This is a genomic window from Snodgrassella sp. W8132, from assembly GCF_016100865.1.
Classification (GTDB): Bacteria; Pseudomonadota; Gammaproteobacteria; order Burkholderiales; family Neisseriaceae; genus Snodgrassella; species Snodgrassella alvi.
This window is the reverse complement of record NZ_JACFRQ010000005.1, coordinates 1-13,151: the sequence shown is the minus strand read 5'-3', so window position 1 is coordinate 13,151 and position 13,151 is coordinate 1. Positions and strand designations below refer to the sequence as shown.

General features: G+C 45.6%; 10 protein-coding genes and 1 pseudogene. 3 read left to right on the top strand and 8 right to left on the bottom strand.

Features of this window, described 5'->3' with window-relative positions; translation table 11 throughout:
• Positions 1-30 precede the first annotated feature (30 nt).
• On the bottom strand, positions 31-1,323 hold the full coding sequence (locus tag H3U82_RS09980) for an MFS transporter (protein ID WP_084548530.1): 1,293 nt from the start codon (positions 1,321-1,323) through the stop codon (positions 31-33).
• Positions 1,324-1,534: 211 nt separating this feature from the next.
• Between H3U82_RS09980 and H3U82_RS09975 the strand changes: the two genes are divergently transcribed.
• On the top strand, positions 1,535-2,554 hold the full coding sequence (locus tag H3U82_RS09975; RefSeq protein WP_084548531.1) for a sulfate ABC transporter substrate-binding protein: 1,020 nt from the start codon (positions 1,535-1,537) through the stop codon (positions 2,552-2,554).
• 94 nt (positions 2,555-2,648) lie between these two features.
• Here the strand turns inward: H3U82_RS09975 and cysI are convergent, their stop codons facing one another.
• Complete coding sequence (cysI, locus tag H3U82_RS09970; RefSeq protein ID WP_198210400.1) at positions 2,649-4,418, bottom strand: assimilatory sulfite reductase (NADPH) hemoprotein subunit; 1,770 nt, start codon at positions 4,416-4,418, stop codon at positions 2,649-2,651.
• 166 nt (positions 4,419-4,584) lie between these two features.
• Between cysI and H3U82_RS09965 the strand changes: the two genes are divergently transcribed.
• A complete protein-coding gene (locus H3U82_RS09965) occupies positions 4,585-4,794 on the top strand; it encodes a DUF1653 domain-containing protein (RefSeq protein ID WP_370524714.1) in 210 nt (69 codons plus the stop codon).
• Positions 4,795-4,874: 80 nt separating this feature from the next.
• Here H3U82_RS09965 and mnmE read toward each other — a convergent pair whose 3' ends face one another.
• The gene (gene mnmE / locus H3U82_RS09960; RefSeq protein ID WP_198210397.1) at positions 4,875-6,251 is read right to left on the bottom strand and encodes a tRNA uridine-5-carboxymethylaminomethyl(34) synthesis GTPase MnmE; all 1,377 of its coding nucleotides are present in this window, start codon (positions 6,249-6,251) and stop codon (positions 4,875-4,877) included.
• A gap of 72 nt (positions 6,252-6,323) precedes the next feature.
• Positions 6,324-6,650: an FKBP-type peptidyl-prolyl cis-trans isomerase gene (locus H3U82_RS09955; protein ID WP_025329671.1), complete on the bottom strand. Its 327-nt coding sequence runs from the start codon at positions 6,648-6,650 to the stop codon at positions 6,324-6,326.
• 103 nt (positions 6,651-6,753) lie between these two features.
• On the opposite strand from H3U82_RS09955, the gene H3U82_RS09950 reads away from it, so the two are divergent.
• Positions 6,754-7,692 carry a D-2-hydroxyacid dehydrogenase gene (locus H3U82_RS09950; protein WP_198210396.1) on the top strand — a complete coding sequence of 313 codons (939 nt, stop codon included), beginning with the start codon at positions 6,754-6,756 and terminating at the stop codon, positions 7,690-7,692.
• A gap of 3 nt (positions 7,693-7,695) precedes the next feature.
• Here H3U82_RS09950 and H3U82_RS09945 read toward each other — a convergent pair whose 3' ends face one another.
• The 4 genes and pseudogenes from H3U82_RS09945 to H3U82_RS09930 all read right to left on the bottom strand — a co-directional run.
• Positions 7,696-8,883, bottom strand: coding sequence for a DUF2827 domain-containing protein (locus H3U82_RS09945; protein WP_198190488.1), 1,188 nt, complete (start codon positions 8,881-8,883; stop codon positions 7,696-7,698).
• Positions 8,884-8,990: 107 nt separating this feature from the next.
• Positions 8,991-10,121: a DUF2827 domain-containing protein gene (locus H3U82_RS09940; protein WP_198190487.1), complete on the bottom strand. Its 1,131-nt coding sequence runs from the start codon at positions 10,119-10,121 to the stop codon at positions 8,991-8,993.
• Between the two features lie 3 nt (positions 10,122-10,124).
• Positions 10,125-11,270 carry a DUF2827 domain-containing protein gene (locus H3U82_RS09935; protein ID WP_100125704.1) on the bottom strand — a complete coding sequence of 382 codons (1,146 nt, stop codon included), beginning with the start codon at positions 11,268-11,270 and terminating at the stop codon, positions 10,125-10,127.
• 100 nt (positions 11,271-11,370) lie between these two features.
• A pseudogene (locus H3U82_RS09930) lies at positions 11,371-13,151 on the bottom strand (hypothetical protein); the annotation flags it as partial.

Here is a 13,151-nt window from a genome sequence, read left to right as displayed (position 1 = left end):
TTTTATATCTATTACGATGCAACTACAGCATCACCGGTAACGACTTTGAAATTCAATGGCAGCCAGTATACCTACTCCACATAAATACAGAATATAATACATCGCGCCAATCTGACTAAAAAGGCTGAACCACTGCACCAGAGGTAAGGTTAAACCGCCGACAATAGCATAAGCCACATTGTAGGAAAAAGAAATTCCTGTAAACCGTATAGCCGGCGGAAACATTCGTATCATGGCAGCTGAAACAATACCGGCCACACCAGCCGCCAGCCCTAGCAATAAATACAGAACAAAAATCAGGCTATCACTGAATTTGCCCAGTGCCGGATAAAATAACGCTGTCATTACACCTGTAAACACAATTCCGCCAATCAGTACCCGTCCGATACCCAGCCGATCTGCCAGCAAACCATAAATCACACAGCCCAGCATTTGCATCACAATAGCCATACTCTGCATTTCAAATGCCTGCGTACTGGAAAAGCCAAAACTGCCGGTTAATAACTGTGGCATAGCCAGCAAAATCACCACAATACAGCCAGTCAGAAACCAGGTAAGCAGCATGCCGAGAGCTACAGCAATTTTATGTTTAAAAACCAGAACTTTAACCGGCATTTCCGTTACCAGCTCCTTGCGTTGCTGCATTGCTTTGAAAACCGGCGTTTCATGCAGATAGCTGCGTAAATACAGAGTCAGCAGCCCAAACAGCCCACCAATAATAAAAGGTATGCGCCATGCTCCGTTCAGAATAGCTTCACTACTGAAAAGTTTTGCCATACCCAGCGCAATCAGAGAGCCCAGTAATATTCCCAGCGACAACCCGCCTGTGAGAAAACCATTTGCCATACCAATACGTTTTTCAGGTACATGTTCAGACACAAAAGTCCAGGCTGCCGGAATTTCTCCTCCAATAGCCACACCCTGTATCATGCGTAATACTAATAGCAGTATAGGAGCTGCATAGCCGATAGTAGCAAAAGTAGGCATCAGACCCAGACATAACGTAGGTAAAGCCATCATCATAATAGACAATGCAAACAAACGCTTGCGCCCGAATAAATCACCAAAATGCGCCATCACAATACCGCCCAGCGGACGAAACAGATAACCGGCAGCAAAAATTCCGTAAGTATTCAGCAGCGCCCAGAATGGATTTAAACCTGCCGGAAAAAACAGTTCAGACAGCACTTTGGCATAAAAAACATAAATGACAAAATCATAAAATTCCAGCGCCCCGCCAAAGGATGACAGCATCAGCGTACGCACATCTTCCCGTGTTAACAACTTTTGTTCAGCTGCAACATCTGCATTCCGGCTCTTCATGTAACTTTCTCAATTAAACAGATAAAAAAATTAAAAGCGGTTTATAACAGCCTAAGCCAACTTTTTCAAATTCACAGCCCTCACTACTTACATTCCATCTGATTATTAGGCTGCTATCTTGCTTTTGGTTATAAAGAAACAAAAAAACAGTATTTCCGTACCCGCACCAGCATTGCTACATTAAAACATCGTCTAAAACCTATTTTCCGGCATGAATATATTCTGGCGCTACGGTCTGCTGGCAGCAATAATTGCAGGTCTGACATCTTGCGATAACAACTCCGGCAGCAGAGCAACTCTGCTGAACGCTTCTTACGATGCTACACGTGAATTGTATCAGCACTACAATCCTGATTTTGAAAACTACTGGTATCAGCAAACCGGTCAGAAAGTGCATATCCGCCAGTCCAACGGAGGTTCCGGTAAACAGGCTATTGCTGTACAGAATGGTCTTAAAGCCGATGTGGTCACACTGGCGCTGGCCGGAGACATCAATGCTCTGAACCGTGGCAAAAAAACATTACTGCAACCGGACTGGCAGCAGCGTTTACCCCATAACAGCACCCCCTATACCTCTACCATTGTTTTTCTGGTGCGTAAGGGCAATCCCAAACACATCCGCGACTGGGGAGATCTGATCCATAACAATGTTCAGATTATCACACCTAATCCTAAAACATCCGGTGGTGCACGCTGGAATTTTCTCGCTGCATGGGCTTGGGCGAAGCATCAGCCAAACGGTAGTGATGCCAGTGCTCAGGCATATCTGCAAGCTTTACTCCGACATGTACCCATGATGGATACCGGAGCACGTGCCGCTACCATCACCTTTACCCACCGCCAGCTCGGCGATGTATTACTGGCATGGGAAAATGAAGCCAGACTGGCACTTAAACAGTCTCCTGACGAATTTGAAATCGTCACACCGTCACTTTCAATTTTATGTGAACCGCCGGTAGCCGTTGTTGACAGTAATGTTCTTACCCCAGATAAACGCCGGCTGGCCACTGCCTATCTGCAATATCTGTATAGCGACAGTGCCCAGCGTCTGATAGCACAAAGTTATTTCAGACCGGTGAATCCGAAAATCATAGCAGAATACCGGCACCAGTTTCCCAGCCTGCAACTGGTGACCATTGATAAAGAATTTGGTGGCTGGAAAGAAGCTCAACAACGCTTTTTCAGCGATGGCGGTATATTTGATCAGATTTATGCCAATCAGCAGCCGTAATCTGACACCATAGATACAAAATAGTCCGGACCTGTTATCAGGTATCCGGACTATTTACTTAAATCACAGAAATTTCTCTTTTCTGGTTAATCATTTACACTGAGACTTTATCTGCATCCCAGAAATCTACTGCGGCATCTACCACCGGTTTAACAATACCGGTACGAATAGCAAAATCACCAAAATCCTCAGCATTATTACGCTCCTGTGCCCAGCGCGCAATCCAATCCTGCAAGATAGCCAGCACTTCATCAACTGTAATATTCTCGCTGAACAAACGCGGAATACGCGTGCCAGCCCGGTTACCGCCAACGTACAGATTATAACGGCCGACTGCTTTGCCAATCAGCCCGATTTCGGCCAGTAACGCACGGCCGCAGTTATTCGGACAACCGGTTACCCGCAGAATAATATGCTCCTTAGACAAACCATATTGCGCCATAAGCGCATCGACCTGATCAATGAAACCGGATAAAAACCGTTCAGATTCAGCCATCGCCAGCGGACAGGTTGGAAAAGCCACACAGGCCATACTGTTTTTACGCTGTTCCGTGATTTCATCGTCAATGAGTTTATATTTACGGGCAATCCGTTCAATTTCATCCTTATCTTCAGCATGCACACCGGCAATAATCACATTCTGATTGGCTGTCAGGCGGAAATCGCCTTTATGAATTCTGGCTAATTCACGCATACCGGTTTTCAGCGGCCGGTCAGGATAGTCAAGTAAACGGCCGTTTTCAATAAATAAGGTCAGATGCCAGCGTTCGTCTTCCCCTTGTACCCAACCAATGCGATCACCGCGTTCAGTGAGTTTATAAGGGCGACTGGCAGCAAATTTAAAACCCTGCCGGCGCTCAACCTCCTCTTTAAATACTTCTGCGCCTACACGCTGCAAAGTGTAACGTGTACGTGCATTTTTGCGATCACTGCGATTACCCCAGTCGCGCTGGGTAGTAACCACAGCCTCAGCACACCGCACTGCCTGCTCTACCGGAATAAAACCAAAATCCTTAGCAGTATTCGGGAACGTACGCTGATTACCATGATCAATAGACAGCCCGCCGCCTACCAGTACATTAAAACCAACAAGATGACCGCCCTCACCAATAGCGACAAAATTCAAATCATTGGCATGTAAATCCACATCATTCAGTGGCGGAATAACCAGAGCAGTTTTAAATTTACGTGGCAAATAAGTCTTACCGTTGATCGGTTCGACCGCATCATTACTCACACCATCTGACAATGGTGCAGCCGGTTCTGAACTAAGCACCTTTTCACCATCCAGCCAGATATCAGCATAAGCATGTGTTCGCGGCAGTAAATGCTCAGAAATCTTACACGCCCACTCATAGGCTTCACGATGCAAGCTGCTTTCAATCGGGTTACTGGTGCACAGCACATTACGATTAATATCACCGGCGGTAGCAATTGAATCCAGACCGAGCTGATGCAGCCACTGATGCATCGGTTTAATATCAGGTTTCAGCACGCCATGAAACTGAAAGGTCTGGCGTGTAGTCAGACGAATACTGCCATAAAGTGTATGTGCAGTAGCAAATTCATCAATTCCCAGCCATTGTTTCGGGGTAATAATTCCGCCGGGCAGACGGCAGCGCATCATTACATTTTTCAGCGGTTCCAGTCTGGCTGCCTGTCGCTGGGCACGGACATCGCGGTCATCCTGCTCGTACATACCATGAAAACGAATCAGCTGAAAATCATCACCATTAAACCCGCCGGTAATCCCGTCATGTAAATCGGCAGCAATCTGCCCGTATAAATAATTACTTTCACCTTTCAGCCGTTCATTGTCGGCCAATGGTGCATCTGGCATTCTGGCTCGCGGGTCATTATTCATTTACAGTATTCCTTAATATGGCATCTTGTTATAATTCATTCAAACCATTGTATAATTAATTGGCTTTCAGCCAAAAGAATACCGAGTTGTAATTAAAGAGATTTTAGTTATAACACCTCTGACAGCCGGCGCTCTCCGGCTGTATCTGACTATGCAGGAAATACCTATGCAACGAGGCATTTATCAGCACTATAAAGGCAGGCTTTATCAGGTTACCGGTACAGCACGCCACAGTGAAACCGAAGAAGAACTGGTTATTTACCAGTGCCTGTACGGCGATTATTCAACCTGGGTGCGTCCCAAAAGCATGTTTAATGAAACCATAAGCATTGACGGACAACCAGTGCCAAGATTTGCTTTAATACAGCCTCTTTAACCACTAAAGCAAAAAAGCACTAACTATCCGTTAAAAGTGATAGTTAGTGCTTTCATTTAGTAGTAATAACTGTGTAAAATTTATTTACCGATACAAAAACGGCTGAATATAACGCCCAGCAAATCATCGGCACTGAATTCACCAGTAATCTCATTCAATGCATTCTGCGCCAGACGCAAATGCTCTGCAAACAATTCAATCTGATTTTCCTGACACATACTGGCATTTAACAGCTCCTCTTTAGCCTGTTCAAGCGCCTGAATGTGGCGTGTTCGTGCCAGAAAAAGCCCTTCACTTTCACCCTGCCAGCCTACCTGCTGCAATAAAGCCTGACGCAATAAGTCCAGCCCTTCACCGGTTCTGGCCGACAAAGCAATGACCTGACCGGCATCCGTGAATGCCCGCAATTTTCCCGTTTCACGTGAAACACAGCTGGCTGCTTCTCCTGTTAAATCAATCTTGTTGTGTACTTCGATTTTGTGCAAACTGGCCGGTAACTGCGCCAGAATTGCCGCAGTAGTGGCATTGAGTCCTTCACGCTGGTCAATCAATATCAGCGCTACATCTGCCTGCTGTACAGCCTGCTGACTGCGCTCAATACCAATACGTTCAACCACATCTTCTGTTTCACGCAGACCGGCTGTATCAATAATATGGACAGGTACCCCGTCCAGAGTAATCTGTTCCCTTACTGTATCCCTGGTTGTACCGGCGATATCAGTAACAATGGCTATATCGTCGCCAGCCAGTGCATTAAGCAGACTTGATTTACCTACATTAGGCGCACCCACCAGTACCACGTTCATTCCTTCACGCAGCAGTGCGCCCTGCTGTGCATGCTGTAATACCTTGTCCAGACGGTCACGTAACTGCTTAAGCTTGCCGCTTGCATCTGCGGCCTGAAGAAAATCGATGTCCTCCTCCGGAAAATCCAGAGTTGCCTCCACCAGCATACGCAAAGTAATCAGATCATCAACCAGCCGGTGAATTTCTTCAGAAAAAGCACCCTTCAAACTGCGTACCGCCATCCGTGCAGCCGACTGACTGGAAGCATCAATCAAATCAGCCACACTTTCAGCCTGTGCCAGATCCAGCTTATTATTTAAAAAGGCACGTTTAGTAAATTCACCCGGCTCTGCCAGCTGCGCACCCAGTTGCAGACAGCGCTGCAATAGCATCTGCAACACCACTGGTCCGCCATGCCCCTGCAACTCAATTACATCTTCACCGGTAAAGCTGGCCGGCTCTGCAAAATACAACAACAGACCATTATCAATAACCGCATCCTGCTCATCAACAAAATCGGTATACATCACTTTGCGCGGCACCGGTGTTTTTCCACCACTTAATTTTTGTGCCAGAGACAACAGATTTTTACCGGATAAACGTACTACGCCTACGCCACCACGTCCCGGAGCAGTCGCAATGGCAGCAATAGTCGGATTAGTTTCCATCATCAGAATCCCTGCTCATTAAAACAGTTCAGGCAGCCTGAAACAGCTGCCTGAGCAAAATCAGCGTGCAACAGCTTAATCATCAACCTGCAACAATTCCACATCAAAAATCAGTGTGGCATTAGGCGGAATCACACCACCGGCACCCCGGCTGCCATAAGCCATATGCGGCGGAATAGTCAGCTTGCGTTTACCACCCACCTTCATACCATTAAATCCTTCATCCCAGCCGGCAATAACCATACCCGCACCCAGAGTAAATGTTAACGGCTGCTGACGGGTAACACTGGAATCAAACACCGTACCGTCTTCCAGCATACCAGTATAATGTACCGTAATTTCCTTACCCTTTTGAGCTTCCGTACCCGTACCCTGCTGCAAATCTTCAATCACCAGATCCATATTCATTCATCCTTGATTAATAAATTAGCGTACACTGTAACACAGACATTCAACCCATGCATGTTATTGTCCATAGCAGGCTTTTCAATTAACAGGAGATAATATGACTACCAGCGAAATCGTTTTTCTGGACCGTGCAACCCTGCCCGAATATCCGTTTAACTTCAAATTTCCTCATCACATTACCAGCTATAGCCATACCAACCCGGATGAAGTAGCCGGCCGGATTGCTCAGGCAAATATTGTTATATCCAATAAAGTGCGAATTAATGCTGAAGCTATTCGCAATAGTCCGCACTTACAGTTAATTGCGGTGCCGGCTACCGGTCTGGATCACATTGACCGGCAAACAGCACAACAACACAATGTCGGTATTCGTAATGTTCGCGGTTATGGAAACGATACGGTTGCCGAACATGCCATGATGCTGATTCTGGCACTGATGCGCCAGTTACCTGCTTATCAGCGCGATGTTGCTGCCGGCTTATGGGAAAACAGCCCTTTTTTCTGCCATTTCGGTGCACCTATACATGATTTGAACGGCAAAACACTGGGAATTTTCGGGAAAGGTGGTATCGGACAGGCTTTAGCTGCACGGGCGCAGGCATTCGGAATGCATGTTCTCTGGGGAGAACACAAAAACGCCAGTAGTTGCCGGGATGGCTATACCCCATTTACCCGGCTATTACAACAAGCTGATGTGATTTCCCTGCATTGCCCGCTGAATGAACAAACCCGCAATATGATTGATGAAGCGGAATTAAAAATGATGAAGCCACAAGCCGTACTGATTAATGTCGGACGAGGTGGTCTGGTTGCAGAACAGCCACTGGTTGCGGCGTTGAAATATGGTCAGTTAGGCGGAGCAGGCGTAGATGTACTTAGCGAGGAACCACCGGTACATGGCAATCCGTTACTGCGAGCTCACCTGCCTAACCTGATTATTACCCCGCATATGGCATGGGGCAGCGAAGAAGCCATACAGCGTATCTGTAGCATGCTGGAGGATAATATCAATATTTTTATGCAGGAAAATAAATAGCAATTAGCGAAGTGGTCTGGCTTTCAGTTCTGTCAGTAATGCAGAATAGCCGGCCACCAAATCAGTATTATCCGGCAGAAAGCGGGCAATCTGCCGCCGCTGCTCATCTATATAATGAGCTGAGTTATCAGCATGCTCATTCATAGCAGATAGCAACTGTTTAGCACCCGCTTGCACATCATTACCCTGATAATAATAGCCAAGATCTGAAATCAGCTCAGCATTATGAATCAAAGGATATCCCTGCCAGCACACTTCCAGATAGAAATAATTTAGCGGATTTTCCCATTGGTGAGATATTACCGCATCTGTATTGGTTGCCAGAAATGTCGGTGTATCATAACGCCCCAGAAATACTGATTTGTGCTTTTTCACAATATCCAGCTGATTCATCAGCGCAATGAATTCCATGGATTTCTGCGCCATCGGCAAAGCATTACAAACCTGCAAAATATCAATAGATTCCGGTTTATCACGATAGACTATTTCAGCAATCAGAATCGGATACAGGCAGAATTTAACCACATCGATATTCGGCTCCATAACCGACAAACGCCAGCCTTTACCGGATACCGGAACCTGCCATAAACCCTGAAAAGGCATAGCTGCGGTCTTCTGATTCAGGAAGACCGGACTCCACACAAATGGCACGACACGTGCTTCGTGGCGGCGGAATATTTCAAAATAAGCCCGACTGCAATTGGCTACCTGCGGAATCATCCAGATATCATCATAACGCTGATTAATAAACAGGTTGGCCCCGCCCATATTGCGGGCAAACAAAACCGACTCCATCATATGGATATATTCAAAACCACAGCAGTAAGAAATCAGGTGTACACCCCGGTCTTTAATATAAGCCGTTTGTTCAGCACTAATCTGCCCGCCCAGTTCAATCAATACATCTATCTGATCCTTGACCTCAATAAAACTTTTGGTCGGCCATCTCTCCAAATCCCATGGTAAGCGTGAAGTAACCGGCACATCTGTTGTATTAGCCAGAACCACAGAATCTACATTAGGACAGTTTTTCAATGCTTCAGCAAGAAAAACAGCATTCTGTTTAATACCATTATTCCACAGCGTTTCTTCAGGGTGACTCAGACCAATAGTAATTCCTATACGCAGGCGCGCGGCTCCGGTATCCTGAACATGGCCGGAATTCAAATTTGATGTATTAGATAAATTCATATTTTTTTATGGAAATATTTTACCAACAACCGGTTTTATATGTTTTATCAGCAGCAGCTTTTATGCAGGAACACATTAGACTAAAATATCGATCAATTTAAGATAATCTATACTTTAAACAGAGATTTCAGTGCTTTAGTATAACAGCGCACATTACTTTCTGCCTCCGGATCCAGAGTTGCCAGAAAAGCTGTTGCTTTTTCGCGATAACCGGCAAGATTTTCATCGTGCATCTTATACGCATCTGCCAGTTTCTGCCCGCCTTCTTCGCAATCAAAATCATGGTAGCGATACCCGCAATCACCAATCAGATGCGAATTATGAATCAGCGGATAACCGCCATATAAAGCTTCATAATAAAGATAATTCTGCGCATTTTCCCACTGATGACAAACAATAGCTTCACAGTAGCGTGATACAACCTGCCAGATCGGGTAACGGCCTTCAAACGATGCCAGACCATGACGAATAATATTCAGACTATGGGCAAATAGATTAAAAGCACTCTGCTCTTTCAGATTCAGAGTATTACAAACATAGATATGTTCAATAAAATCCGGATTCAGACGATGCGCATTTTCACAGACCAGCATAGGTATATAACTGGTTTTTACCATACACATATTCGGCTCAAACATACCAATACGCCAGCGTCTGCGGCCAGGCCGATATCCGAACTTCTCATTTTCCGGCAGTCTTTCACAAGCCTTATTCAGAATAACCGGACTCCACAAATGCGGCATAATTCTGACCGGAGTACGAAAAGTACTGGCAAAATAGGGCATACAGCTTTTCTCATACTCAGGTAATGTCCATACCTCATCATATGGCGCACCTGTAATCAGCAATGCAGAAGGTTTATTGAACAGCATGCGTTCAATATCAATCACATAATCATTACCTACCCGCATACTGACTACTTTACCACCCTGAGCCTTGAAACTTATCATCCACTCTTTGGATAGCTGAGCACTCATTTCAATCATGACATCCAGCTCGTTCAGAGCACTGGCCATGTCAATTACTGGTACTGGTGAATCCTTCAGAAAATTCATTGCGTCCTGCATGTCACCGTCACCGGAACCGGCAACCAACACAGTATTACTGACAACCGGTGATTTTTGTAACAGCATCGCCAGAAACAGACAATTCTGAAAAATACCGTTTTCCCACAGCGACTGTGCTCCTTTACGCACATAAATTGAAACACCGATACGAAGTGAAGACACCGACGACATGAGTTAATTCCTTAATAATTCCGGACGATCAGCACACAGATTAGTTAATAATTGTGCATGAGCAGCGATATTGGCTTCTGTCAGAGGTGAAGTGGCCTTAAACAAAGCCTGAGAAGCCTGCCGCTGACTGCCCAGATTTTCCTCATGATGCTGCCAGGCATGAATAAGCAGTCTGCCTGCCTCTGCAGCATTAAAATCCGGATAATAATAGCCGGCACCAAACTCTTTTAACCAGGGTGAATTATGAATCAGTGGATAATCACCATACAGTGCATCCAGATACAAATAATTCTGGTCATTGCACCATTGATGCGAAACCACCGCATTGGCATGCTGTGCCATAAAACCGGCAATATCATGGCGGCCGTAAAAACACGCTTTATGATCTTTTACCAGATTCAGTGAATTGGCCAGATACAGCATTGTCAGATGATCTTTCATATGCAGCGTATTGAGCACATGCATCATACCTATTGACTGCGGCTCTGCCCGATAGGCTTCATCACAGGCCAGCATCGGAATGGATGAAGTCTTCACCACTGAAATATTAGGTTCGAAAATAGCCACATTCAACGGCGTTTTAACACCATCCTGAAGATTATCGCGCCAGCCAAAATAGAAACCATGCTCAGAAATTTCCTGCTTACGTCTGGATACAAACATCGGATCCCACAAATAGGGCGTAACATGTACCGGACAACGGTACATTGTCCGCAGCATCGGAATATAGCCCTTATCTTTAGGCAAAACCCATACTTCATCAGAACGGTCTACCGGCGGAAAACTGGTCGGTTTTTCAAAGACATTGTATTCTGCCAGACCAACATAAGGCTGACCAACACAATAAAATACCACTTTTTTCCCGCGTGCCCGCTGCAACGCCAGCCAGTGCGGACTTAACGCGCCGGCCAGTTCAATAATGACATCAAAAGCATCCTCAGCTTCCTGTTCCGACATCAGATGCAAATCAAACAGACTTAAATCAATTTGCTCTGCCATTCCCGGCTGCCCGCCCACATTAATCAGATCAACTGCTTTAACAAACGGAATAGCCTTCAGGCTCTGAACCAAAAATATAATATTCTGACTCATGCCATTTTCCCAGATATTCTGATTGGCATGAGTAATAACAGAAATACCGATACGCATGTTAATCCGTATTCTTAGTAAAAATACAATTAGTGATCAATAAATAAGATTTACAGACTTCACAGGAAAAACCCGGAAGTCTGCTTTTAATCAGGTTTTCTTACCATTTAAAGCCAAGTACTGAATTAACAGCTGTCTCTTTGCCCGTAGTAGAAACACCTGCACCCCATGTCACTTTGCCGTTCTTACTTGCTGCCTTAAAGTTAAGGCCGACAGCACCATAGCCACGATATGCACCGACACCAACACCAACGGTCTGTTCACCACCATTCAGGGAGGGCAGATAAGCACCGGACAGAGCCATGGCCAGTGCCGTACCGGAATAGGCACGACGCTCAACATGATGAATGTTGTCATTCATCTGGTTAACATATTCATTTATCATGCTAACCTGATTATTCACACCCTTAAGCTGAGCCACATTGACTGCATCAGTATCAGCCGTACCCGCGGCAACCTCCGTTATCTGACGGTATACACCTTTCGATGCATCTCCTACAGATACCGCTCCTTCTGTACTCTTCGTTGCCCGGATTACTGCTGCCTGCTGCTGCGTTGCCGTTACCGGTATATAGCCCTCTTTACCGGCTGCTGTATTTGCCACCGATCCGGATCCAAGTGCTACGCCTCCGCTCTGAGTTACTTTCGCCTGACTGCCCAGAGCAACACCATTGGCTGACGATGCGCTGGCAGAATCACCTATGGCAACTGCTGAGGTGCCGCTGGCCATTGATGCACCGCCTATTGCCACTGAATCAACTCCCTGTGCAACTGAGGCTGCTTTTGCTGAGTTACTCTTGGCATATTTAGTGCCATAATTTTCCAGATTTTCCAGTGCATCTTTTACATTATTGGCTGACACCACACTGCCTGACGGCATAGTAATATCGTATTTAGGCGGCTTAATACTGTTTGAGTCCGGTTGGGAGGCAGTACCCAGATAAGATGCCACAGAGGAAATCTGACTGTCTATGTTTTTACTGATTGCAGTTGACAGACTCGACAGTGCATCATCAGAAATAGTGCCTGCAGGCAGACCGCCTACTGCTGTTGACACGCTTGACAAACCAGTTGACAAGGTATTGATACTTTGTTGTACATCCCACAACTGACCAGCATTCACTGCATCAAGAGAACCGGCTGCTATACTAGCGCTTTTAACACCGGTAATTCTCTGTCCTTCAATACTTCCGCGAGCAGCATCATAAACTTTACTACTATTATTCCACTGTAACGCATTCGCATTCAGATCAGAGATACTGGTAAGCATATTAGAAATACTGGTACTCATACTGCCCAAGTTTGTGCCACCCAAAGATGTTGACAAAGAACTCAGACCGGTAGACAGCGAAGTTTTTACTTCGTATAACTGGCCGCCATTTACCGCATCATGCGAACCTGCACTTACATCACCATCTGCCAGATTCACAATTTTGCGATAAGGAGTAGAACCATCACGAGTCATACCGTTGATTTGGCCTGCATCAAATCCGCCTTGTTCCTCATTCCATTGGATCGCATGCTTTTCCAGATAAGACATAACTGTCTGCATACTTTCGGAAGCAGTTGATACACTGCTTACTGTGCTTGACAGACTTTCATAATTACTGAACAGAGAACTGCCTATAGAATTGATTTGACTAGTAACAGCTGATGAAATAGTTGTTGACAGACTGCTCAGACTGGTTGAAACAGAGATGTAACTGGAGAGACTAAAGAGCTGACCTCCGTTAATTGCATCGGTTGAATCTGCTGATACATCACCGGCAGCTACATGGGTAATTCTTTGTGCACTACCGCTTCCATGACTGGCATCATATGCACTAATACCGCCATTCCATTGCAGGGCATCCTGATTCAATGAAGATACCTGATTATTGA

What these genes read in the sequence shown, in the direction of transcription:
- cysI (WP_198210400.1), bottom strand. Translation starts at nt 4,418, where the DNA reads ATGAATAATGACCCGCGAGCCAGAATGCCAGATGCACCATTGGCCGAC.
- H3U82_RS09955 (WP_025329671.1), bottom strand. Translation starts at nt 6,650, where the DNA reads ATGGATCTGGTGATTGAAGATTTGCAGCAGGGTACGGGTACGGAAGCT.
- H3U82_RS09940 (WP_198190487.1), bottom strand. Translation starts at nt 10,121, where the DNA reads ATGTCGTCGGTGTCTTCACTTCGTATCGGTGTTTCAATTTATGTGCGT.
- H3U82_RS09950 (WP_198210396.1), top strand. Translation starts at nt 6,754, where the DNA reads ATGACTACCAGCGAAATCGTTTTTCTGGACCGTGCAACCCTGCCCGAA.
- mnmE (WP_198210397.1), bottom strand. Translation starts at nt 6,251, where the DNA reads ATGATGGAAACTAATCCGACTATTGCTGCCATTGCGACTGCTCCGGGA.
- H3U82_RS09980 (WP_084548530.1), bottom strand. Translation starts at nt 1,323, where the DNA reads ATGAAGAGCCGGAATGCAGATGTTGCAGCTGAACAAAAGTTGTTAACA.
- H3U82_RS09975 (WP_084548531.1), top strand. Translation starts at nt 1,535, where the DNA reads ATGAATATATTCTGGCGCTACGGTCTGCTGGCAGCAATAATTGCAGGT.
- H3U82_RS09935 (WP_100125704.1), bottom strand. Translation starts at nt 11,270, where the DNA reads ATGCGTATCGGTATTTCTGTTATTACTCATGCCAATCAGAATATCTGG.
- H3U82_RS09965 (WP_370524714.1), top strand. Translation starts at nt 4,585, where the DNA reads ATGCAACGAGGCATTTATCAGCACTATAAAGGCAGGCTTTATCAGGTT.
- H3U82_RS09945 (WP_198190488.1), bottom strand. Translation starts at nt 8,883, where the DNA reads ATGAATTTATCTAATACATCAAATTTGAATTCCGGCCATGTTCAGGAT.